This window comes from Variovorax sp. GW821-FHT06D12, assembly GCF_059419205.1.
Map to the genome: position 1 here is coordinate 111,684 of NZ_JBWKRI010000006.1, position 19,727 is coordinate 131,410.

Sequence of the window (19,727 nt, forward strand, 5' to 3'; positions counted from 1 at the left end):
GCGCCCTGAACCAACAGCGGCCAGTCAGCGCTGCGATGCAGGCGGCTTCGGCGCCGTCTTCTTCGCCGGCTCGTCCCCGCCGAACAGCTTCTCCACCTGCTGCCCCACACGCGCCCCGATCGCCGTGCCCACCCCCGGCAGCACCGCACTGCCGACCGCCGCTCCCGCGAGCGCGCCGCCGGTCATCGACACCTCGGGCTCGGCCACGCTGCCGCCGATCTTCAGCGGCACGCCGACCACGCCGTCGACCAGGTCCACCGCCATCTCGCCCGACATCTGGCGGTTGAAGAGGCGCAGGTTGCCGCTGGCGGTGAGCACGCCCGAGCGTGCCTTGAGGTTCGTGTAGCGCATCACGATGCCGTCTTCGGTGCCCTGGGTGTCGAGCGTGCCGGTGAGTTCGTCCAGTGCCGTGGTGCCGCCGCGGCTGATGCCGACGGTGGTCACGGCCTTGGCGAGGTCGAGCCGGGTCAGCGTGGCGGGCTGCACCGAGAAGGTCGTGCGTGTGTGCAGGCCGCGCACCAGCGCGCCCACCTCGCGGGCCTCGGCCACCAGCGAGGTGTGGCCCGAGACCTTGCCCGCCACCGCCGAGCGGCGCCCGAAGGCCTGCACCAGCCCTTCGATGTCGACTTGGCGCGGGTCGAGCTCGGCCGACACGCGCAAGCCCCGCCCTTCAGGCAGCACCTCGAGCCGCGATTCACCGTTCCACGTGCCGCCCCCGGCGTCGATGCGGGTGCGCCAGCGGTCTTCCGTGCCCTCGCGGTCCAGCCGCAGGCGCACGGGCGATGCGGCGCCGGCGCGCTCCAGACGCAGGTTGCGAGGGCGCCAGTTGTCGTCGAACGTCACCTCGCCATCGTAGGCCAGCGCGATGTCGCGGCGGTCGATCCAGACCACGTCGCGCCAGCGCACGCGCTCCACCGGCACGGGCGCCAGGGTCCAGGGTGCGGGCAGCGGCACGATGCGCTCGCTTTCCTGCGGCTCGGGGCCCTTGTCCCGGAAGGCGCGCACCGAGGCGCGCGGCAGCACCAGGCTCTCGAGCGCGATCTCGTCGATGGCCACCTCGCGGCGCAGCAGCAGCGGCCACAGGTGCAGCCGCACGCTCACGCGGCGCAGGGTGATGGGCTGGGGCTGGTCGGTCGCCAGCTCGGACAGCGCCAGCACGGGCACCGGCCACAGCGACCAGTGGGCGCCGCCCACCGTCAGCTCGACGCCGTAGCGCTGCGAGAAGCCGGCGGCGATGCGGGCCGCCACCTCCTCGTCGTCGGGCAGGCGCGCGGCCACCACGAGCGCCAGCGCGCCGATGCCCAGCAGCAGCACCGCCACCGAGCCCAGGAGCCACCGCCGCACCGAAGGGAAGGTCATCGGGCCAAGGTAGCACGCAAAGGCGACTGCGGTTGTCAGCCGTCGTCGCTATAGTGCCCTCGCACCCCCTGTATCGGAGACCCCTGCATGCGTATCTGGAAGAAAGAGATCTCGGTCGAATCGCTGACCGCCAACCACGTGGGCACGGCCGTGGCCGCCCTGGGCATCGAATTCCTGGAGGTGGGCGACGACTTCATCCGCGCCCGCGTGCCGGTGGACGAGCGCACCCGCCAGCCCTACGGCATCCTGCACGGCGGTGTGTCGGTGGTACTGGCCGAGACGCTGGGCTCCTGCGGCGCGCACTACTCGGCCCCCGAGGGCGACCGCGCCGTGGGTCTGGACATCAACGCCAACCACATCCGCTCGGCCACCAGCGGCTGGGTCACCGGCACGGCGCGGCCAGTGCACCGCGGGCGCACCACGCAGGTCTGGCAGATCGACCTGACGAACGAGGCGGGCGAGCTGACCTGCGTCTCGCGCATCACCATGGCGGTGCTGCAGCCGCGCTGAGCGCGGGCGCGCCCCCGGGGCGCTTCTTCTTTTTTCTTCTCCCGCTGGTACGCCTCTTGCGGGTGGCACCCGTGTTCAGCACGGGGTGGATCGACCACAATCTCGCCCCAGGGAGCGCGTCGACCCCCCAAACACACACCAACCGAGGAGAAGAAAACACATGTTCAACTGGACTGAAAAGCCGGTGTCCACACTGGCCAACGGCGCGGTCATCGCGCCCGACGAGCGGCTGCCCTGGCTGCAGACGGGCGCCATGGGCATCCAGCACGTGATCGCCATGTTCGGCGCCACGGTGCTGGCGCCGATCCTGATGGGCTTCAACCCCAACATCGCGATCCTGATGAGCGGCATCGGCACGCTCATCTTCTACCTCGTGACAGGCGGCAAGGTGCCCAGCTACCTGGGCTCGAGCTTCGCCTTCATCGGCGTGGTGATCGCGGCCAGCGGCTACGCCGGCAAGGGGGCCAACGCCAACATCGCGGTGGCGCTGGGCGGCATCGTGGCCTGCGGGGTGGTCTACATCCTGATCGGGGCCATCGTGCAGGCCGTGGGCACGGGCTGGATCGAGCGCTTCATGCCGCCCGTGGTCACGGGCGCCGTGGTGGCAGTCATCGGGCTGAACCTGGCGGGCATTCCCATCAAGAACATGGCGGCCAGCAACTTCGACTCGTGGATGCAGGCCGTGACCTTCCTGTGCGTGGGCCTGGTGGCGGTGTTCACGCGCGGCATGGTGCAGCGCCTCTTGATCCTCATCGGCCTGATCCTGGCCACGCTGGTGTACGCCGCGCTCACCAACGGCATGGGCCTGGGCAAGCCGGTCGACCTGAGCGGCATCGCCAACGCGGCCTGGTTCGGCCTGCCGACCTTCACGGCGCCGGTGTTCACGGCCAACGCGATGCTGCTGATCGCGCCCGTGGCAATCATCCTGGTGGCGGAAAACCTCGGCCACCTGAAGGCCGTGACGGCCATGACCGGGCGCAACCTCGACCCGTACATGGGCCGCGCCTTCATCGGCGACGGCATCGCCACGGTGGTGAGCGGCGCCGCCGGCGGCACGGGCGTGACCACCTACGCCGAGAACATCGGCGTGATGGCGGCCACGCGCATCTACTCGACGGCGGTGTTCGTGGTGGCGGCCTTCATTGCGCTCATCCTGGGCTTCAGCCCCAAGTTCGGCGCGCTGATCCAGGCCATTCCGCTGCCGGTGATGGGCGGCGTGAGCATCGTGGTGTTCGGCCTGATCGCCATTGCCGGCGCCAAGATCTGGGTCGACAACAAGGTGGATTTCTCGCAGAACAAGAACCTGATCGTGGCCGCCATCACGCTGATCATCGGCACCGGCGACTTCACGCTGAAGTTCGGCGACTTCGCGCTCGGCGGCATCGGAACCGCCACTTTCGGGGCGATCATCCTTTACGCCCTGCTGGGCCGTTCGCGCAACGCCTGAGCGCAGACAAAGTGAAACCTCGTGCAATAACTGTTGTGCGGGGTCAGTGAACGCGGCGCCGGTCACCGGGCTTTGGCCGGCGCCCGTTAGACTCCAACGCTTTTCGCACCGACGTTCACACACGTTTTCCAATGGCCGATGTTTCCGCCGCTCGTACCAAGGCGGTTTTCGAATTCAAGAGCGCCACACTGCCGCTGATCGCAGTGATCCTCAAGACAGCCGACCTCGACGTGCTGGCCGAGGCGCTCGACGCCCAGTTGGCGGATTCGCCCGACTTCTTCGAGCAGGAGCCGGTGGTGATCGACCTCTCGCTGCTGCAGGAACAGGCGGCCGAGGGCGGCACCGACGCCCCCAAGATCGACTTTGCCGCCCTGCGCAGCCTGCTGGCGCGCCACCAGACCCAGCCGATCGCCGTGCGTGGCGGCAGCCCCGAGCAGCATGCCGCGGCACGTGAAGCCGGCCTGTCGGTGGCCGCCATGCCCTCGGCCCCCGCGCCCCGCCCGCCGGCCCCGCCCGCCGAGGCGCCCGCACCGTCGGAAGCCCCGCAGATCGTGCGCGAGCTGCCGGTGCCGGCCAACGGCACGCTGCTGATCGACAAGCCGCTGCGCTCGGGCCAGCAGATCTACGCGCGTGGCGGCGACGTGGTGGTGACGGCCATCGTGAGCTTCGGCGCCGAAGTCATCGCCGACGGCAACGTGCATGTGTACGCGCCGCTGCGCGGCAAGGCCATTGCCGGCGCGCGCGGGAACACCGAGGCGCGGATCTTCTCGACCTGCATGGAAGCGCAGCTGGTGGCCATTGCGGGCATCTACCGCACGAACGAAGTGCCGCTGCCCGAGCCCGTGCTGGGCAAGCCCGCCCAGGTGCGCCTGGACGGCAAAAAAATAGCGATCGACGCGATTCCCTGATGAAAAACCAGGAACGCGGCAGCGCTGAGCATCAATCGACAACTGAATCGAAACAAGAAGGAATGGCGATGGCCAAAATTGTGGTGGTGACCTCGGGCAAGGGCGGCGTCGGCAAGACGACCACGAGCGCCAGCTTCGCGTCGGGCCTTGCGCTCGCCGGCAAGAAGACGGCCGTGATCGACTTCGACGTGGGCCTGCGCAATCTCGACCTGATCATGGGCTGCGAACGCCGCGTGGTGTACGACCTCATCAACGTGATCCAGGGCGAGGCCAACCTGAGCCAGGCGCTCATCAAGGACAAGCAGTGCGACAACCTGTTCGTGCTGGCCGCCTCGCAGACGCGCGACAAGGAAGCCCTGTCGCAGGACGGCGTGGAGAAGGTGCTGACCGACCTGGCCGCCATGGACTTCGACTACATCGTCTGCGATTCCCCCGCGGGCATCGAGACCGGCGCCATGATGGCGATGCACTTCGCCGACGAGGCGCTGATCGTCACCAACCCCGAGGTCTCTTCGGTGCGCGACTCGGACCGCATCCTGGGCATGCTCAGCAGCAAGACCAAGCGCGCCAAGGACGGCGGCGAGCCGATCAAGGAGCACCTGCTGATCACCCGCTACAACCCGAACCGCGTGGCCGGCGGCCAGATGCTCTCGCTGGAAGACATCCAGGACATCCTGCGCATCAAGCTGATCGGCGTGATCCCCGAGTCGGAAAGCGTGCTGCACGCCTCCAACCAGGGCGTGCCCGCCATCCACGACAAGGACACCGACGTGGCCCAGGCGTACAGCGACGTGGTCGCGCGCTTCCTTGGCGAAGACAAGCCGATGCGCTTTGTCGAAGCCGAGAAGCCCGGCTTCTTCAAACGGATTTTCGGGAGCAAGTAGGCATGTCGTTTCTTTCGTTCCTGCTTGGTGAGAAGAAGAAGACTGCGAGCGTCGCCAAGGAGCGCCTGCAGATCATCCTCGCTCACGAGCGCTCCAGCCTCAGCGGCAAGAAGCGCCCCGATTACCTGCCCGAGCTCCAGCGCGAGCTGGTGGCGGTGATTTCCAAGTACGTGTCGATCAACGCCGACGACATCAAGGTGCACCTGGAAACCCAGGACAACCTCGAAGTGCTGGACATCAAGATCGAACTGCCCGATCCGGTTCCGGCGCGCTGAGCGCCAGAACCCCGATCAACCGGCTCACTCCGGTTGATCCGGGGCCGCAGCGGGCAGCGCCTCCAGCCGCTGCGTCCACTCACGGGCCTTGTCCTCGTCGAAGAGCGGACTTTCGCGGTCGCCGTAGAACTGCGCCGCCAGAGATTCCACGCAGGCGCGCTGGCTCTCCAGGTTCTCTTCGCAGTCATCGAGCGCGGCACCGGTGAGCAACCAGCGCTCGGCGGCTGCCGCATCTTCCGGCGCGCCCTGGCCCTGGAAACGCATCCAGCCCAGCTCGTAACAGGCCCAGCCCTGCTGGCGCTGCGTACTGTCCTCCGCCACCTTCTGCAGCGCGTAGAGGGCTTCGGCATACAAGGCCTTCACTTGCGCTTCTCCCTGGCCCTGTTCGGCCAGCGCCCCTGCGTGCCGGCACAGCGTGCGGCCGAGCTGCATCGTGGCGCTGACATCGCCGGCTTCGTGGCCGCGGCGGAAGTAGCCGATCGCACGGGCCAGGTCGGGCTCCCCCGGTTCGCCGAGCTTGTACGCCAGGCCGAGGTTGTAGAGCGCCATCGTGTTGTTCTGCTCGGCGGCCCGTTCGTAGTGCTGCATGCCGCCTTCCAGGTCGCGCTCGCCCCCCTCGCCTTCCGTCAGCATGTAGCCGAGATGGGCGTGCGTGGCGGCGTCGTCCTCGCCGCCATGGGCGATGGCGTGCAACAGCCACGCGCGCGCCAGGGCGGGTTCGGCGCCGAGGCCGGCCGTGTCCCAGCGCAGCATCTTCGAGAGCTCGCACATCGCCACGGGCAGGCCCTCGGGTGACGCGGTTGCGGGCGCGTCGCCGGGCGCGCGCACGCCGGCGGCGTGCGCCATCCAGCGCAGGGCTTCGCGCGGGTCGGCCTCGATGCCCTCGCCGTCACGCAGATGGCAGGCCAGCTCGTAGGCGGCCCGCAGGTCGCCGGCGGCATGGCGCGCGGCCATGTGCTCGGCGTGCGCCTGCTCGCGGCCGTCGGCATGCAGCCAGACGTACAGGCCGGTGTCGTTGCGCGCCGCCTGCACCGGCTCGCCCGCGCTCCAGCGCTTGCGCAGGTCCGAGCGGACCACCGTGACCATCCAGCCATCGGTGACCGACACCGCTGCAGAGATCCACGGGTAGGCCTGCGGATGCAGCACGGTGCCATCGGCGCGCAGCACGCCCACGGCGAGTTGCCCCTTCTCGACCTTCGCGGCGCGCGGCACCGGATCGGCGACCAGCCAGCCGAAGTCCTGCGTGCCCCAGGCCAGCGGCTGGAGCGTGCGGTGCCGGCACGGCACCAGCTCGCGGCCGGCGGCCACGTCGTAGATGCCGCGCAGCCACGGCGCGTTCTTCGCCGTGCGCCCGCCCTTGGACGCCACGCGCACCAGGTCGCGCCGGACCATGGCGTGCGCGCGCTCTTCGCCAGTCAGCGGCTCCAGGGTTTCGAAGCGGCCGTAGTCGAAGGGCACGAGCACGCGGCCCTGGCCATCGACGAGGCCGCACAGGCCGTCGGCGCGTTCCACGGCGAAGCGCTTCGGCCGAGCCTGGGTGCCGCGTTCATTCGACGGATCGTTGTCTTCGGTCGTCAGGATCTCGATGGGGTATTCCTCGAGCAGGTCGACCTGTTCGTAGACCGGCTCGATCGCGACGCGGCCTTGCGCATCCAGCAGCCCGCTCTTGCCGTCGCGCTTGGCGTCGAAGCCCTCCCAGTCGTGGCGCCACTGCAGGCTTTCGAAATCCGGCGGCACGGCCCATTCGCCGTCCGCGCCCACCAGCCCCCAACCGCCCTCGTCACTCCGCGCGGGCGCGAGGCCGAAAGGCGTGAAGTCTTCGGCTTCTTCGAACCGGGGCGAAATCGCCCATTGGCCCTGCAGGTCGATGTACCCGATGCGCTCGCCCACGCGGGCGCGCACCCGGCCTTCGACAAAGCTCCAGACCTCATCGACCGAGGGCGCGAGCAGCCAGCTGCCGTCGGTGCGCAGCAGGCCGACGTGGTCGCCGACCAGCGCCGTGGCGATGTCGTCCTCGAAGGCCCAGACCTCGTCGAGCTGCGGTTCGAGCAGCACGCGCGGCGCTTCGGCGTCGGCGAGCAGCAGGCCGGATTGCTCACCTTGCGAGACCCAGAGCAGGCGTGGGTCGCTCCCACCAGCGTAGCGGATGTCGTCCCACGCGGGCTCGACCACGGTGGTGCGATGGCTGGCGCCCTCGTCGTCGTACACCAGGCGCATCACGCCCCAGCGGCCGTCGACCTCGAAGCGCCAGAGGTCGCCGCCCAGGTGGTTGTCGTAGTCCGGACGCTCGTCGTCGTCCTCGTCTTCTTCGGGCTCGAAGTCGGCAAAGCGCTCGTCGCGCGGCTCTTCGTAGCCGTCAAAGTAGGGATGCGATAGGCTGCCGAAGCCGAACTGCCAGGCCCAGGCCTCCCAGTCGGCAAAGCGTTGGATGCCCAGCGCCGCATCCACGCCCGGGTGGTTGCCGCTGTCGATGCAGCGGCGCACCTCGGCCCAGAGTTCATTGCACTCGCGACGGTTGCGTTCGATGAAGCCTTCGCCGTCGGCATCGCCGCCCAGCCAGGACAACTCGTCGAGGTTCGCCGAGAAGCGCGGAGCGCTGCCCTCCGGCGTGTCGCCGATCAGCTCGGCCAGGTGCAGCGCCACGGCCTCGAACTGCAGCGCGATCTGCGGCAGCGTGTGCAGCATCGGGTGCCGCTCGACAAAGGCGTGCAGCTGCCGGATGCGCGCGAGCGCGGCATGCGCGTCGCTGGCGAGGTTGTCGGTGCCCGCATCGCCGAAGACGCGCTGGTGGTCGATGGCGTCGCCGGCCGCGCCATCGGCCAGCAGGAGCTGCCAGAGCACGGGGAAGTTGTTGTTGGCTTCGGCGATTTCGTCGGCCGATGCTTCTTCGGTGTCAGGAAGACTGTGTTCGAGATAGAGCCAGGAACGATTGCCCATGTGTGGTCGGTGCGTGTGTCGTCCATGGCGAAGGCCATGGGTGGTGGCGCCCAGTTTAGGGGCGCCGTTTCACGCGCACGTGACCGCCGCCCCGCTACGCCAGGAACTGCGTGACCTGCGCGAGCACGGCCTGCTCCTTGAGGATGCGGCGATGGCCCCAGCCCTGCGTGGGAAAGAGCCGCGCGCCGGCGATCGCGTCGCGAAAGGCCTCGGCGTCGGCGAAGCGGTTCACGCGGTCGTCGCGGTCATGCACGATGAGCGTGGGCTGCGCGATGCGCGGGCCCACGGCGGCGGGCTCCAGCTGCTGCATCAGGATGCCCTCGCGCGCCTCGATCAGGCGCTGCATGCCCGCGCGCGTGCGCTCGCTGAGGCCGAACACCTGCGCGAAGTAACGCGTGTACTCGCGCGGCGACGCGGGCGGTGCCAGCAGCACCAGCCGCTGCGCCGGCAGCCCGCGCCCCGCCGCATAGGCCAGCGCATTGGCCCCCAGCGAATGCGCGACCGCCGCGCGCAGCACGTGCCCGTCGGCGCCGAGCCGCGCCGCCACGTAGTCGATGGCGCGCGCGAACTGCGGCAGGTTGCTGGCCGTGCCCGCGCTGCGGCCATGGGCCGGCATCTCCAGCAGCACGGGCCGCAGGCCTTGCGCAGCGATGGCCTGCGCCAGCGGCAGCATCTGGCCCGCGTGGCCACCCCAGCCGTGCACCAGCAGCACGACCGGCGCCGACTCGGCGCCCGAGTCCTGCGCGGCGAGGTGGTAGATGCCAAGGTTCGCGTCCTCGAAGGACCAGGCCTCGCGGCGCCAGTCGGCACCGGGCTGCTGGCCGCGGTACAGCCATTTGGGCGGCAGCGGCGTGCCGAACACGCGGTAGGCCGCGCGTACGCCAAGTGCGGGCCACAGGCGCTGCGAGGCGCCCAGGCCGAAGCGCATCGCGCGCATCAGCGGGCTGGCGCTGTAGTAGCCCACGGGGGCGGTGGTGTGGGTGGTGGTGGTCATGGGGAAGGCTTTCTTTCAGGGGCTCAGTACCAGACCCAGTCCTGGTTGCTGCGCGGCAGGCTGCGCAGCGTGTCCTGCACGCCGCGCACACCGAGGAGCACCGCGTAAGCGGCGAGAAAGAGGGCAATGATCAGCATGGTGCTTCTCCTTTTTTATCGCACGGTGGTGCGAAATTGAGACAAACGAAGAGGCGGTGGCCGTCGTCTGCGGGTGCGCCTCAGGCGCGGTAGCTGGAAAGAAGGCGCTGCCAGGTCTGGCCCGCGCGCTCGGCCGCATGCCCGTCGCGCAGGAAGCGCGCATCGTGCAGCTGGTTCATCATGATCCCGTTGATCTCGCTCACGAGCTGGGCCGGATCGGTGTCGGCCTGGAGCTCGCCGGTCTCGACCGCCTGCAGCACCGTGCGGCGCAGCGCGGCACGCCAGCGCGTGATCTCGTCGAACAGCAGGTCGCGCAGCTCGCCTTCGCGGTCGTCGAACTCGAAGGCGCCGGCCACGTAGAGGCAACCGTTCTGTGCTTCGACGTCGCGCGTGCGGGCGATCCAGCGCGCGACGATGTCGTTCAGGCGGGGCAGGCCCTTGGGCTTCTGCATGGCGGGCACGAACACCTCGGCCAGGAAGCCGCGGCCGTATTCCTCGATGACGGCCTTCTGCAGCGCCTCGCGCGACCCCACGCGCGAGAACACACCGCTCTTGGACAGCCCCAGGCGGCTTGCCACGGCCTGCAGCGAAATGGCTTCCAGCCCCTCGGCCAGCGCGAGGTGCATCGCCGCGCCGACGATGGCGGCACGGGTGAGTTCGCTTTTCTGGGTCTTGGCGTCCATGCGGCGAACTTTAGCACAGTCGTGCGAAATATCAATCTCCCCACGCAGAAGGGCTTCATAGATGTTTTGCTCATGTGGAACCAACAAACGCATCGTTCCCTGCATAAGCCCTTCTGCCGAGAATCGCCGGTCGGCCCCGACCCGGGGTCCGGACCTCTTTTCACCTCCTGCGCGCCCGATGAACTTTCAACAACTGCGCTCGGTACGCGAGGCCGTTCGTTGCGGCTTCAACCTGACCGAGGTCGCCCACACCCTTCACACCTCGCAGCCCGGCGTGAGCCGGCAGATCCGCGAACTCGAGGAAGAACTCGGCATCGAGCTCTTCGTGCGCGCCGGCAAGCGGCTCACGGGCCTCACCGAGCCCGGCGGGCACGTGCTGCCGATCATCGAACGCATGCTGATGGAAAGCAGCAACCTCAAGCACGCGGGCCAGGAGTTCGTGGCGCAGCAAAGCGGCCTGCTCTCGGTGGCGGCCACGCACTCGCAGGCGCGCTATGCGATGCCGGTGGCGGTGCAGGAATTTCGCGCGCAGTTCCCGAACGTGAAACTGCACCTGCACCAGGGCTCGCCCAAGCAGATCGCGCAGATGCTGCTCGACGGCGAGGCCGACGTGGGCATCGCCACCGAGGCGCTGGGCGACTACCCGCAGCTGGTCGCCCTGCCCTGCTACCGCTGGACGCACTCGGTGATCGTGCCGCCCGGCCATCCGCTGCTCGACGCGCCGCTCACGCTCGAGGCGCTCACGCAGCACCCGCTGATCACCTACGACACCGGCTTCACCGGCCGCTCGCGCATCGACGAGGCTTTTGAACAGCGCGGCCTGCAGCCCAACATCGTGCTGGCCGCGATGGACGCCGACGTCATCAAGACCTACGTGCAGCTGGGCCTGGGCGTGGGCATCGTCGCCGGCGTGGCCTACGAGGCCGAGCGCGACACGCAGCTGCGCGCGCTCGATGCGGGGCGACTGTTCGGCATCAACCTCACCAAGCTCGCGGTTCGGCGCGGCACCTACCTGCGCAAATATGTCTACGCGTTCATCGAGTCGTTTGCGCCGACATTGACGCGCGCGATTGTCGAGAAGGCCTTGGGCGACGAGGTCAAGGTGTCTCACTACGAGATTTAGCTCAAGCGCAACGAAATCGACACTTCCGGCTCCAGGGTTGAAAAGAATGCGCGCAGCTTCACACAAGCGGCGTACATTCGGGTTAATTCCTTGGCTTCCGGAACGGATCAGCAATGGCATCGACTTCGCAGCAGCAGCAGCAACTACAGGCCACCCGGGCCGCCCAAAAGGCGGCCGATGCAGCGGAGAAGCGCGAACGCCTGAAACGTGCCCTGCCCGCCACGGTCGAGCTGCTGCAAAGCCGCCAGGCCGATCGCATCGACGATCGCGACATCGACGCCTACGTCGATCTCAACTGGCTCGAATGGCATGGCGGCGGTTTGCGCCTCACCATCACCGGGCGCAACGTGTGCGCCCAATCGGCCGCCACCGCGGTGGCCTGACAAGCCCCTCCCCCAGTTCCCCAAAGAAAAACCGCCACAGTCTCCTGTGGCGGTTTTTGCATGTGCGCGGTGCGAGCGCAGTGCGAAGGCTTACTGACCCGCGATGATCTGCGCGATGAGGCCGGTGGCAATGGCCGCGAGCACGTAGTCGCCACCCACGCCCACCCACTGGTAGCCGCGCGGCGGCTGCTGCAGGCGGTAGGCGCGCCAGTCGTTCACCACGTAGTTGCGGCCCCGGTACTCGGTCGGCACGCGGCCACCACGGCGCCACTCGCTGTGCGGCTGCGGGAAGCCCCGGCGGTCGAACTGGCGGCCGTCGCGGAAGTCCTGGTCGCCGCGGTAGCCGGCGTGAGGGCCGCGATGCCCGCGATGGTCGTCGCGCTGGTCATAACGACCGCCGCCAGGACGGTGGTCATCGCGCTGCTCGTAGCGGCCGCCGCCCGGGCGGTGGTCGTCGCCCCGGCGATCTTGCGCCAGCGCGCTGCCTGCCGCCAGGGACATTGCGAGCGCCGCAACGGCGGCAGTGGTCAGGCGCTTGGTACGGAAGATCATCTGGAACTCCTTTTGTGTGTCTGTGATGACGCCTCCATTCTGTGCAGCGCGTGTGTCTGCTTCGGGTGCGTCAGGTCACCGTCAGATGAAATCCGGTAAGCGCAGGTATCTCCACGGCGTGTTGTCCTGCACGCGCGTGACGTACTTCACGCGGGCGCGTAGCGATTCACCACCATGCCGCAGTCGTAGGCCCTCGATCCGAGCAGGCGCAGCGCGTGGCCATGGCGCGTGTCGTGGAACACCGAGCGGCCCGCGCCGACGGCCGTGGGGTTCACGAAGAACTGGAACTCGTCGACCAGCCCTGCCGACGTGAGCGACGACGCAAAGCCGACACCGCCGATGGTCAAGATGTCTTTGCCCGGCTGGCGCTTGAGAGCATTCACTTCGTCGGCCATGGCACCGCGTGCGATGTCGGTGCGCTCCCAGCGCGAGGCCTGCAGCTTGTTCGTGAGCACGACCTTGCGCGCTTCGACGATCCGCTGGGCAAAGGCGTAGTCGGGGTTCGCCGGAAAGCGCGTCGCCGCGCGGCCCCAGTGATCGAGATAGCCCTCCTCGATGATCTTGCGGCTCAGCAGGAGCGTGTCGACACCCGCAAACACGGCGTTGAAGTCACGCCTGAGCGCCGCATCCCAGCGCCACCGGTCGCCCCATCCCCACAGCTGCCAGTCGAGGTCGCCGTTGGCCGGCGACACGAACCCGTCGACCGACATCTGCATTTGCACGATGAGCTTTCGCATCGGAGTCTCCTTCAGGTCGCTTGCGCAAACCGATCTCGAAATGCAAGCAGTTTCAGTATTCTCAAACCGATGCGAAAATGCAAGCAGTTTCTCGAACCGGCGGAATCCCGATGGCCATCCAGCAGAAGTCCCTGTGCCCGATCAACCTCGCGCTCGAAGTCGTCGGCGACCGCTGGAGCCTGCTGATCGTTCGCGACCTGATGTTTGCGGACAAGCGTCACTTCCGCGAGTTCCTGCAGTCCGAGGAAGGCATCTCCTCGAACATCCTCACGGAGCGGCTGAACACGCTGGTCGAACACGGCGTGCTCAGCAAGACCGACGACCCCACGCACAAGCAGAAGGCGCTCTACAGCCTCACGCCCGTGGGCATCGACCTGTTGCCGGTGATCACGCAGCTCGGCATCTGGGGGCGCAAGCACCGGCCGGTGACGGCCGAGAGCGGCGCGCCCGCGGCCGCGCTGGAAAAGGGCGGGCCGGCGCTGCAGAAGAAGATGCGGGCCGCGCTGCGCAAGGCGCACCTGGGCGGCCGCTAGGGCTGCGCCCTACCCGCCCACCGTGCTGTTCGCCGCGTCGGCGCGCACGCGGCCCTGTGCCTCCAGCGCATCCACCGGCGGCAGGTCGAGTTCGATCCACGCGCCGTGCGCGCGTGCGAGGTCGAAGGTGCCGGTCGATTGCGGCCGGTCGGTGTGCAGCACCAGCGCGTAAGGGCCCTCGCCGCGCACCGCGAGGCGCTGTGCGAGCGCGTCGCCGCCCAGCTCCGCCGCCGGGGCACGGTCGCGCGGTGACGACAGCACAAGCACGCTGCTGCCCAGGGCGATCACCGCCACGCGCACCTGGCTGGCAGGCACGGCCACGGGTTCGCCGATGTGCGTGCTCGTGTCGTCGGAGACCGTGCCCAGCAAGGCGCGGTAGCGCGCCAGCGTGGCGTCGAGGTCGCGCACGGCGATGGCCAGGCTGGCCACGCCGAGCACGCCGTTGGGATGCACGCGCGCGGCGCCCTCGGGCACGCGCAGGGCGCGCCGCGTGAGGTCGCCGCACAGGAACGGCAGGTCGGCCGACGGGGCGCGCGCAGTCTGCCAGCGCAGGTGTTCGCCGTCGGGGCGCACGCGCCCGCCGTCGAGCGGGCCTTCGAGCACGAGGCCGCGTGCCTTCGCATCGGCCACGGTGACGGCGGTGTCGCGCGGCAGCAAGGCGAAATCGACGATGCCTTCGCCGTGCCGCTGCAGCAGCTGCCACCAGCGCTCGGCGGGCGCCGGTTCGCGCCATGCAATGAGTTCGAAGTAGCTGCCGTCGCTGAACACGACGAGCGCGTTGTGCGTGCTGCGGCCCGGATGGTCGCCGCCGCGCAGCACATGGAAGCCGAGCGCGGCGTAGTCGGCGATGGCGCGTTCGAGGTCGTGCACGGCGATCACGACGTGGTCGAGGGTCAGGGGCATGGTGAAGGTCTTCCTCGCGGCAAAAAGGGGTCGTCGTGGTCAGGAGGCGGTGCGGGCAGCGCCCTCGCCGCCCAGGTAGGCATCGCGGATGCGCGCGTCGGCCAGCAGTGCGCGGGCCGGGCCCGAGAGCACGATGCGGCCCGTCTGCAGCACGTAACCGTGGTGCGCGATCTGCAGCGCGAGGCTGGCGTTCTGCTCGACCATGAAGACCGAGACGCCCTGCGCGTTGATGCGCGCGATGAGCTCGAGCACCTTGTCGACGTACAGCGGCGACAGGCCCATGGTGGGCTCGTCCATGCACAGCAGCTGCGGCCGGCCCATGAGCGCGCGCGCCATGGCCACCATCTGCTGCTCGCCGCCCGAGAGCGTGCCGGCCAGGAAGCCCAGGCGCTGCGCCACGCGCGGGAACAGTTCGAGCATGCGCTCGAGGTCGTAGGCCACGGCCGCGCGGTCGCGGCGTGCGTAGGCGCCCATGAGCAGGTTCTCGCGCACGGTCATCGCGGGGAACAGGCGCCGTGCCTCGGGCACCGAGCCGATGCCCTTGCGGATGATCTGCGGCGTGCTCAGGCCCAGCGTCGATTCGCCGTTGAAGCGGACCTCGCCCGAGCGCGGCTTGAGCAGCCCGAGCACGATCTTCATCGTGGTCGACTTGCCACTCGCGTTGCCGCCGAGCAGGCTGACGATCTGGCCCTTGCGCACTTCGATGTCGAGATCGAAGTGCGCCTGCACGGGGCCGTAGAAGCTGTTGACTTTCTTGAGCTGGAGCAGGGGCGCAACCGCACTCGCCGGCGCCTGCGTGAGGGCGCGTTCAGGCAGATCGTCGTTTCTCCCCTCTCCCCAGAGGGACGAGGGAGACAGGCCGGTGCGGGCAACGGTGGCGATCATGCGGGCACCGCTTCTTCCTGCGCTGCGCCGACCTGGCGATGGCCGAGGTAGGCCTCGATCACCGCGGGGTCGTTGCGCACTGCGTCCGGCAGGCCTTCGGCGATCTTGCGGCCGTCGTCGAGCACGGCCACGCGGTCGGACAGCTGCATCACGAGGTCGAGCTTGTGCTCGATCAGCAGGATGGTCTGGCCGCGCGCCTTGAGGCCGCGAATGATCTCCAGCATCTCGGCGGTCTCGCTCTCGTTCATGCCGGCCGTGGGCTCGTCGAGCAGCAGCAGGCGCGGCCGCAGCGCGAGCGCGCGCGCGATCTCCACGCGGCGGCGGTTGGCGTACGAGAGGCTGTAGGCCGGATGGTCGGTGCGCGGCGTGAGGCGTTCGCCGAAGAGCGCGATGATCTCGCGCGCCTCGTCGCGCAGCGCTTCTTCCTCGCGTCGCACGGCACTCGGTTGCACCAGCGCAAGCGCCAGCTCGGCCAGCGCCCCGAGGCCCGGCACGCCGCCCACGCGCGGTTTCACGGCGCGCAGCCGCGTGTGCGCGCCGACCAGCACGTTGTCGAGCACCGAGAGGTTCGCGAACACGCGCCCGTGCTGGAAGGTACGTGCCAGGCCGCGCTGTGCGAGCTCTTGCGCGGGCAGGCCGGTGATGTCTTGGCCGTCGAAGCGCACCTGCCCGGCATCGGGCTTGTCGAGGCCGGTGACGAGGTTGAACAGCGTGGTCTTGCCGGCACCGTTCGGGCCGATCACGCTCAGCAGTTCGCCCTCGCCCACCTGCAGGTCGACGGCGTTGACGGCCGTGAGCCCGCCGAAGCGGCGCACGAGGCCGCGGACCTCAAGCAGCGACGGCATCGGCGACCTTCGCCTTCGAGTTCACGAGCTTCACCTCGGCGCGAATGGCCTGCGGGTTGCGCAGCAGATTGAGGATGGGGCAGTTGCGCTCCACCGCCTCGAACAGCGCATCGATCTCCTCGCGGCTGGCGGGCGAATCGATGTGCACGGTGTAGCCGATCTCGTGCGGCCAGATCGGCGTCTGCTCGTGACCCGGCTTGCCGCCGCGCGGATCGATGACGCCGGTCACCTCGACCTCAAGGCTTTCGAGCGGCACCTGGCGCTCGGCCGCCTGGATCAGGAAGATGTGCGTCACGCAGGTGCCGAGAACGCCCAGCTGCAGCTCGGGCGAACTCGGGCCGAGGTTGTAGCCCGCGAAATCGGGCGGGCTGTCGCTGATGACCTGGTGCTCGCGGATGCGCAGGCGGCGCACGCCGCTGCGGCCTTCGGCGCGCACGCTGGCCTTGAGCTGCGAGGGCTGTGCGGTGCCGGCCGCGACGGCGGCGTTGCGGGCCAGCACGGCGGCGCGTTTCTCGGCGAGGTAGTCGTTGAGGTGGCTCATGGTGTGTGGTTCTTTCAGACGGTGCCGAGCAGGCCTTGGGGACGAAAGCGGATCAACAGAAGCAGTGCCACGCCGTAGATCAGCATGCGGTACTCGGCCGTCACGCGGAACAGCTCGGGCAGGCTCACGAGCGCGACCGCGCCCAGCAGTGCGCCGCTGATGTTCCCGAGCCCGCCGAGGATCACCATCGTGAGCGCGAGGATCGAGATCTGCGAGCCGAAGGTCTCGTGGTTGATGTACGAGTACATGTGCGCGGTGAAGGCCCCGCTCACGCCGGCCGCGAAGCCGCCGAAGCCGAAGGCCAGCGCCTTGTAGCGGTCGGGGCTCACGCCGTAGGCGCGCGCGGCCACCTCGTCTTCGCGCACCGCGCGGAAGGTGCGGCCCAGGTGCGAGCGCAAGAGGCGCCACTGCAGCAGGGCCAGCAGCACCAGCGCACCGAACGAGGCCCAGTAGATCGCCTCGTTCGACGACGCATCGCGACCGAACAGCGAGAGCGGCGGAATGCCCGAGACGCCGATGGGCCCGCGCGTGAGGCTTTCCCAGTTGAGGATGGTGAGCGCCACGATCTCGCCGATGCCCAGCGTGGCGATCGACACGTAGTGCCCGCGCAGCCGGAAGGCCGGGAAGATCAACGCGGTGCCGATCAGCGACGTGAGCACGCCCGCGACCACGATGCCCGTGCCCACGGGCAGGTGCAGGTCGAGCACCAGCAGCGACGAGGCGTATGCGCCGATGGCCAGCAGCCCCGCATGGCCCAGCGAGATCTGGCCGATGGTGCCGGCCACCAGCGTGAGGCTCAGCGCGAGCGCACCGTAGAGCCACGCGTTGGTGAGCGTCTGCAGCACGTAGGGCGACGGATCGAACAGCGGCAGCAGCACGGCCGCGGCGAACAGCGCGAGCAACAGGCGCGGTGGCACGCGCCACGGCTTGCTCGGCGCGATGAAGGTGCCGGTGAGTGGTTCGGGCGGCAGCGCGCGCTGGCGGCCGAAGAGGCCGTTGGGCTTCCACACCAGGATGACCAGCAGCAGCGCGAAGGCAAACAGGTTGCGGTACGGCGTGCCGAGGATCGCCACGCCATAGCTTTCGATGAGCCCCAGCAGCAGGCTGCCGACGATGGCGCCCGGCACGTTGCCCACGCCGCCGACCACGGTGGCCACCACGCCCTTGAGCGTGGCCTGGAAGCTCATCGCCGGGCTGATGTTGTTGTAGTACATGCCCACCAGCAGGCCCGAGAGCCCGCCCAGCGCGGCGGCGATGGCGAACACGGTCTGGTTCACGCGGTTGACGTCCACGCCCATCTGCTGCGCGGCGTCGCGGTCTTGCGCGGTGGCATGCACGGCCCAGCCCAGCTTCGTGAAACGCAGGAAGCCGAACAGCACGGCCGCGCTGGTGATTCCGATGCCCGCGATCAAGAGGTCGAGCGCGCCGATGGTGCCGGTGCCGATCTGCAGGCGCCAGTCGGGCAGCTGCGTGGGCAGCGCGCGCGGGTCGGGGCTGAACACCAGCTGCACGAGGATGTCGAGCACGAAGCTGATGCCGATGGTGGCCAGCAGCGGCGCGATGCGCGCGGCGCCCTGCAGCGGCCGCAGCCCCACGCGCTCGATGAGCATGCCGAGTGCGCCCGAGCCGATCACCACCAGCGCGATGGTCACGGGCAGCGGCGTGTGCAGGTAGGTGATGCTCGCCCAGCCGATGTACGCGCCCACGGTGTAGACCGAGCCGTGCGCGAAGTTGATGAGGTGCGAGACGCCGAAGATCAGCGCGAGCCCGACCGCCAGCAACGCATAGATGTTGCCGATGATCAGGCCGTTGACCGTGTGGTCGAAGAAGGAGGTGAAGCTCATCTACTTGGCCGATGCCAGCGCCGCCGCCTTCTCGTCGATCTGCGCCCACTTGCCGTCCTTCACCACCAGGTTGACGCTCTTCACGCCGATCACGCGGCGCGTCTGCGCATCGAAGGTGGCCTTGCCGAAGATGACGCTGGGCACGTCCTTGATCTTGTAGAACGCATCGCGCACGGCCTTGCGGTCGGCCTTGGGGCCCGCTTCGCGCAGCGCGGCGGCGGCGTACACCACGGCGTCGTAGGCATAGGCGTTGAAGGCGTCGGGCTCCTTGCTGTACTTGGCACGGAAGCTCTTCACGAAGGCCTGCACTTCGGTGCGTGGCTCCTCGGGGAAGAAGGCGGTGTTGGTGTGGATGCCGTTCACGGCCGCGCCGCCGAGTTCGATGAACTTGGGCGAGTAGACCGAGCCCACCGCGGCGATGGGCTGCTTCAGGCCCACGCTGCGCACCTGGCCGGCGATGAGCGCGCCGTCGGGGTAGTACGAGATGAGCACCACACCGTCGGGGTTGGCGTCGCGCACGCGCACCAGGGTCGAGCGGAAGTCTTTCTCGTCGGGCTGGTAGCCCTCGGCAATGGCGAGCTGCGCGCCGCGCTCCTGCGCGGCCTTCACGAGCACGTCCTTGCTGGTGCGGCCCCAGTCGGTGTTCAGGAAGAGCACGGCGATGCGCTTGAAGCCCAGCGTCTTCACGGCGAGGTCGGCCAGCAGCGGCTGCGCGTCGGCCTGGCTGATCGAGGGGCTCCAGATGTAGTCGCCGCCCTTGGTGAAGTCGGGGTGCGAGTTGGTGAAGCCCAGCTGCACGAGGCCCGCGCGCTGGTAGATGGGCGAGGCGGCCATCGAGGCGGGGCTGGAGAAGTCGCCCAGTTCGATGAGCACGCGCTTGTCGTTCACGAGCTTCTGCGCAATGGCGACGGACTGGCGCGGGTCGCTCTGGCTGTCCTCGAAGTTGTAGGCCAGCGGCCGGCCGTGGATGCCGCCCTGCGCATTGATGTGCTCCAGCGCGAGGTCGAAGCCGGCCTTCCACTGCGCGCCGTACTGCGCGTTCTGTCCGGTGAGCGGACCGCTCACGCCGAACCACACGGGCTCGCCGCTGGCGGGTGCGGCCCAGGCCGCGAGCGGCGCGGTGAGCAAGGCGGCGGACAGTGCGACCGCATGGCGCAGGAAACGATGGCGGGTGTACAGCGGCGGCAGCATGGCGTCGGACCTCGGTGGCAGTGAAAGGATGTGCAGGGCCGCGATTCTTCGCCGCT

The 19,727-nt window shown here is 69.0% G+C and carries 20 protein-coding genes; 8 read left to right on the forward strand and 12 right to left on the reverse strand.

Annotated elements, in window-relative coordinates:
• Positions 1 to 24: 24 nt before the first annotated feature.
• On the reverse strand, positions 25 to 1,359 hold the full coding sequence (locus AC07SQ_RS19465) for an AsmA family protein (protein WP_495272574.1): 1,335 nt from the start codon (positions 1,357 to 1,359) through the stop codon (positions 25 to 27).
• Between the two features lie 87 nt (positions 1,360 to 1,446).
• On the opposite strand from AC07SQ_RS19465, the gene AC07SQ_RS19470 reads away from it, so the two are divergent.
• The 5 genes from AC07SQ_RS19470 to minE all read left to right on the forward strand — a co-directional run bounded on the left by AC07SQ_RS19470 (position 1,447) and on the right by minE (position 5,383).
• Entirely contained in the window at positions 1,447 to 1,869 is a 423-nt protein-coding gene (locus tag AC07SQ_RS19470) for a hotdog fold thioesterase (RefSeq protein ID WP_062481810.1), read from the forward strand.
• 160 nt (positions 1,870 to 2,029) lie between these two features.
• On the forward strand, positions 2,030 to 3,316 hold the full coding sequence (locus AC07SQ_RS19475; protein ID WP_070061419.1) for a solute carrier family 23 protein: 1,287 nt from the start codon (positions 2,030 to 2,032) through the stop codon (positions 3,314 to 3,316).
• A gap of 131 nt (positions 3,317 to 3,447) precedes the next feature.
• Positions 3,448 to 4,224, forward strand: coding sequence for a septum site-determining protein MinC (gene minC / locus AC07SQ_RS19480; protein ID WP_495272575.1), 777 nt, complete (start codon positions 3,448 to 3,450; stop codon positions 4,222 to 4,224).
• Between the two features lie 68 nt (positions 4,225 to 4,292).
• Positions 4,293 to 5,108 (forward strand): septum site-determining protein MinD, encoded by an 816-nt coding sequence (gene minD, locus AC07SQ_RS19485; protein ID WP_062481817.1) that lies wholly within the window; start codon positions 4,293 to 4,295, stop codon positions 5,106 to 5,108.
• A 2-nt stretch (positions 5,109 to 5,110) separates the two neighbouring features.
• Positions 5,111 to 5,383, forward strand: a complete 273-nt coding sequence (minE, locus tag AC07SQ_RS19490) for a cell division topological specificity factor MinE (protein WP_056574726.1) — start codon at positions 5,111 to 5,113, stop codon at positions 5,381 to 5,383.
• A gap of 24 nt (positions 5,384 to 5,407) precedes the next feature.
• On the opposite strand, the gene AC07SQ_RS19495 is transcribed toward minE, so the two are convergent.
• The 3 genes from AC07SQ_RS19495 to AC07SQ_RS19505 form a co-directional block, all read right to left on the reverse strand.
• Positions 5,408 to 8,320 carry an SEL1-like repeat protein gene (locus AC07SQ_RS19495; RefSeq protein ID WP_495272576.1) on the reverse strand — a complete coding sequence of 971 codons (2,913 nt, stop codon included), beginning with the start codon at positions 8,318 to 8,320 and terminating at the stop codon, positions 5,408 to 5,410.
• A gap of 94 nt (positions 8,321 to 8,414) precedes the next feature.
• Entirely contained in the window at positions 8,415 to 9,314 is a 900-nt protein-coding gene (locus AC07SQ_RS19500) for an alpha/beta fold hydrolase (protein ID WP_495272577.1), read from the reverse strand.
• A gap of 217 nt (positions 9,315 to 9,531) precedes the next feature.
• Entirely contained in the window at positions 9,532 to 10,134 is a 603-nt protein-coding gene (locus AC07SQ_RS19505; protein WP_062473724.1) for a TetR/AcrR family transcriptional regulator, read from the reverse strand.
• A gap of 178 nt (positions 10,135 to 10,312) precedes the next feature.
• Here AC07SQ_RS19505 and AC07SQ_RS19510 point away from each other — a divergent pair, with 178 nt between their 5' ends.
• Positions 10,313 to 11,257, forward strand: coding sequence for a CysB family HTH-type transcriptional regulator (locus AC07SQ_RS19510; RefSeq protein WP_062473726.1), 945 nt, complete (start codon positions 10,313 to 10,315; stop codon positions 11,255 to 11,257).
• A gap of 113 nt (positions 11,258 to 11,370) precedes the next feature.
• Entirely contained in the window at positions 11,371 to 11,640 is a 270-nt protein-coding gene (locus AC07SQ_RS19515) for a hypothetical protein (RefSeq protein ID WP_070061423.1), read from the forward strand.
• 90 nt (positions 11,641 to 11,730) lie between these two features.
• Here AC07SQ_RS19515 and AC07SQ_RS19520 read toward each other — a convergent pair whose 3' ends face one another.
• Positions 11,731 to 12,192, reverse strand: coding sequence for an RcnB family protein (locus AC07SQ_RS19520; protein WP_159279047.1), 462 nt, complete (start codon positions 12,190 to 12,192; stop codon positions 11,731 to 11,733).
• A gap of 146 nt (positions 12,193 to 12,338) precedes the next feature.
• Positions 12,339 to 12,929, reverse strand: coding sequence for a dihydrofolate reductase family protein (locus AC07SQ_RS19525; protein WP_495272578.1), 591 nt, complete (start codon positions 12,927 to 12,929; stop codon positions 12,339 to 12,341).
• 110 nt (positions 12,930 to 13,039) lie between these two features.
• On the opposite strand from AC07SQ_RS19525, the gene AC07SQ_RS19530 reads away from it, so the two are divergent.
• Positions 13,040 to 13,462, forward strand: a complete 423-nt coding sequence (locus AC07SQ_RS19530; RefSeq protein ID WP_062473733.1) for a winged helix-turn-helix transcriptional regulator — start codon at positions 13,040 to 13,042, stop codon at positions 13,460 to 13,462.
• Positions 13,463 to 13,471: 9 nt separating this feature from the next.
• Here AC07SQ_RS19530 and AC07SQ_RS19535 read toward each other — a convergent pair whose 3' ends face one another.
• The 6 genes from AC07SQ_RS19535 to AC07SQ_RS19560 are packed head-to-tail and all read right to left on the reverse strand — an operon-like array spanning position 13,472 to position 19,671.
• Positions 13,472 to 14,365, reverse strand: coding sequence for a VOC family protein (locus tag AC07SQ_RS19535; protein WP_070061427.1), 894 nt, complete (start codon positions 14,363 to 14,365; stop codon positions 13,472 to 13,474).
• Between the two features lie 39 nt (positions 14,366 to 14,404).
• Complete coding sequence (locus tag AC07SQ_RS19540) at positions 14,405 to 15,250, reverse strand: ABC transporter ATP-binding protein (protein WP_495272579.1); 846 nt, start codon at positions 15,248 to 15,250, stop codon at positions 14,405 to 14,407.
• Positions 15,247 to 16,095, reverse strand: a complete 849-nt coding sequence (locus AC07SQ_RS19545) for an ABC transporter ATP-binding protein (RefSeq protein ID WP_495272580.1) — start codon at positions 16,093 to 16,095, stop codon at positions 15,247 to 15,249. Before AC07SQ_RS19545 ends, AC07SQ_RS19540 begins: the two co-directional genes overlap by 4 nt.
• The gene (locus tag AC07SQ_RS19550; RefSeq protein WP_070061429.1) at positions 16,079 to 16,636 is read right to left on the reverse strand and encodes an OsmC family protein; all 558 of its coding nucleotides are present in this window, start codon (positions 16,634 to 16,636) and stop codon (positions 16,079 to 16,081) included. The genes AC07SQ_RS19545 and AC07SQ_RS19550 overlap by 17 nt, the downstream gene beginning before the upstream one ends.
• A gap of 14 nt (positions 16,637 to 16,650) precedes the next feature.
• Positions 16,651 to 18,480, reverse strand: coding sequence for an ABC transporter permease (locus AC07SQ_RS19555; RefSeq protein ID WP_495272581.1), 1,830 nt, complete (start codon positions 18,478 to 18,480; stop codon positions 16,651 to 16,653).
• Complete coding sequence (locus AC07SQ_RS19560; protein WP_492738686.1) at positions 18,481 to 19,671, reverse strand: ABC transporter substrate-binding protein; 1,191 nt, start codon at positions 19,669 to 19,671, stop codon at positions 18,481 to 18,483.
• Positions 19,672 to 19,727 lie beyond the last annotated feature (56 nt).

What these genes read in the sequence shown, in the direction of transcription:
- AC07SQ_RS19465 (WP_495272574.1), bottom strand. Translation starts at nt 1,359, where the DNA reads ATGACCTTCCCTTCGGTGCGGCGGTGGCTCCTGGGCTCGGTGGCGGTG.
- AC07SQ_RS19470 (WP_062481810.1), top strand. Translation starts at nt 1,447, where the DNA reads ATGCGTATCTGGAAGAAAGAGATCTCGGTCGAATCGCTGACCGCCAAC.
- AC07SQ_RS19475 (WP_070061419.1), top strand. Translation starts at nt 2,030, where the DNA reads ATGTTCAACTGGACTGAAAAGCCGGTGTCCACACTGGCCAACGGCGCG.
- minC (WP_495272575.1), top strand. Translation starts at nt 3,448, where the DNA reads ATGGCCGATGTTTCCGCCGCTCGTACCAAGGCGGTTTTCGAATTCAAG.
- minD (WP_062481817.1), top strand. Translation starts at nt 4,293, where the DNA reads ATGGCCAAAATTGTGGTGGTGACCTCGGGCAAGGGCGGCGTCGGCAAG.
- minE (WP_056574726.1), top strand. Translation starts at nt 5,111, where the DNA reads ATGTCGTTTCTTTCGTTCCTGCTTGGTGAGAAGAAGAAGACTGCGAGC.
- AC07SQ_RS19495 (WP_495272576.1), bottom strand. Translation starts at nt 8,320, where the DNA reads ATGGGCAATCGTTCCTGGCTCTATCTCGAACACAGTCTTCCTGACACC.
- AC07SQ_RS19500 (WP_495272577.1), bottom strand. Translation starts at nt 9,314, where the DNA reads ATGACCACCACCACCCACACCACCGCCCCCGTGGGCTACTACAGCGCC.
- AC07SQ_RS19505 (WP_062473724.1), bottom strand. Translation starts at nt 10,134, where the DNA reads ATGGACGCCAAGACCCAGAAAAGCGAACTCACCCGTGCCGCCATCGTC.
- AC07SQ_RS19510 (WP_062473726.1), top strand. Translation starts at nt 10,313, where the DNA reads ATGAACTTTCAACAACTGCGCTCGGTACGCGAGGCCGTTCGTTGCGGC.
- AC07SQ_RS19515 (WP_070061423.1), top strand. Translation starts at nt 11,371, where the DNA reads ATGGCATCGACTTCGCAGCAGCAGCAGCAACTACAGGCCACCCGGGCC.
- AC07SQ_RS19520 (WP_159279047.1), bottom strand. Translation starts at nt 12,192, where the DNA reads ATGATCTTCCGTACCAAGCGCCTGACCACTGCCGCCGTTGCGGCGCTC.
- AC07SQ_RS19525 (WP_495272578.1), bottom strand. Translation starts at nt 12,929, where the DNA reads ATGCGAAAGCTCATCGTGCAAATGCAGATGTCGGTCGACGGGTTCGTG.
- AC07SQ_RS19530 (WP_062473733.1), top strand. Translation starts at nt 13,040, where the DNA reads ATGGCCATCCAGCAGAAGTCCCTGTGCCCGATCAACCTCGCGCTCGAA.
- AC07SQ_RS19535 (WP_070061427.1), bottom strand. Translation starts at nt 14,365, where the DNA reads ATGCCCCTGACCCTCGACCACGTCGTGATCGCCGTGCACGACCTCGAA.
- AC07SQ_RS19540 (WP_495272579.1), bottom strand. Translation starts at nt 15,250, where the DNA reads ATGATCGCCACCGTTGCCCGCACCGGCCTGTCTCCCTCGTCCCTCTGG.
- AC07SQ_RS19545 (WP_495272580.1), bottom strand. Translation starts at nt 16,095, where the DNA reads ATGCCGTCGCTGCTTGAGGTCCGCGGCCTCGTGCGCCGCTTCGGCGGG.
- AC07SQ_RS19550 (WP_070061429.1), bottom strand. Translation starts at nt 16,636, where the DNA reads ATGAGCCACCTCAACGACTACCTCGCCGAGAAACGCGCCGCCGTGCTG.
- AC07SQ_RS19555 (WP_495272581.1), bottom strand. Translation starts at nt 18,480, where the DNA reads ATGAGCTTCACCTCCTTCTTCGACCACACGGTCAACGGCCTGATCATC.
- AC07SQ_RS19560 (WP_492738686.1), bottom strand. Translation starts at nt 19,671, where the DNA reads ATGCTGCCGCCGCTGTACACCCGCCATCGTTTCCTGCGCCATGCGGTC.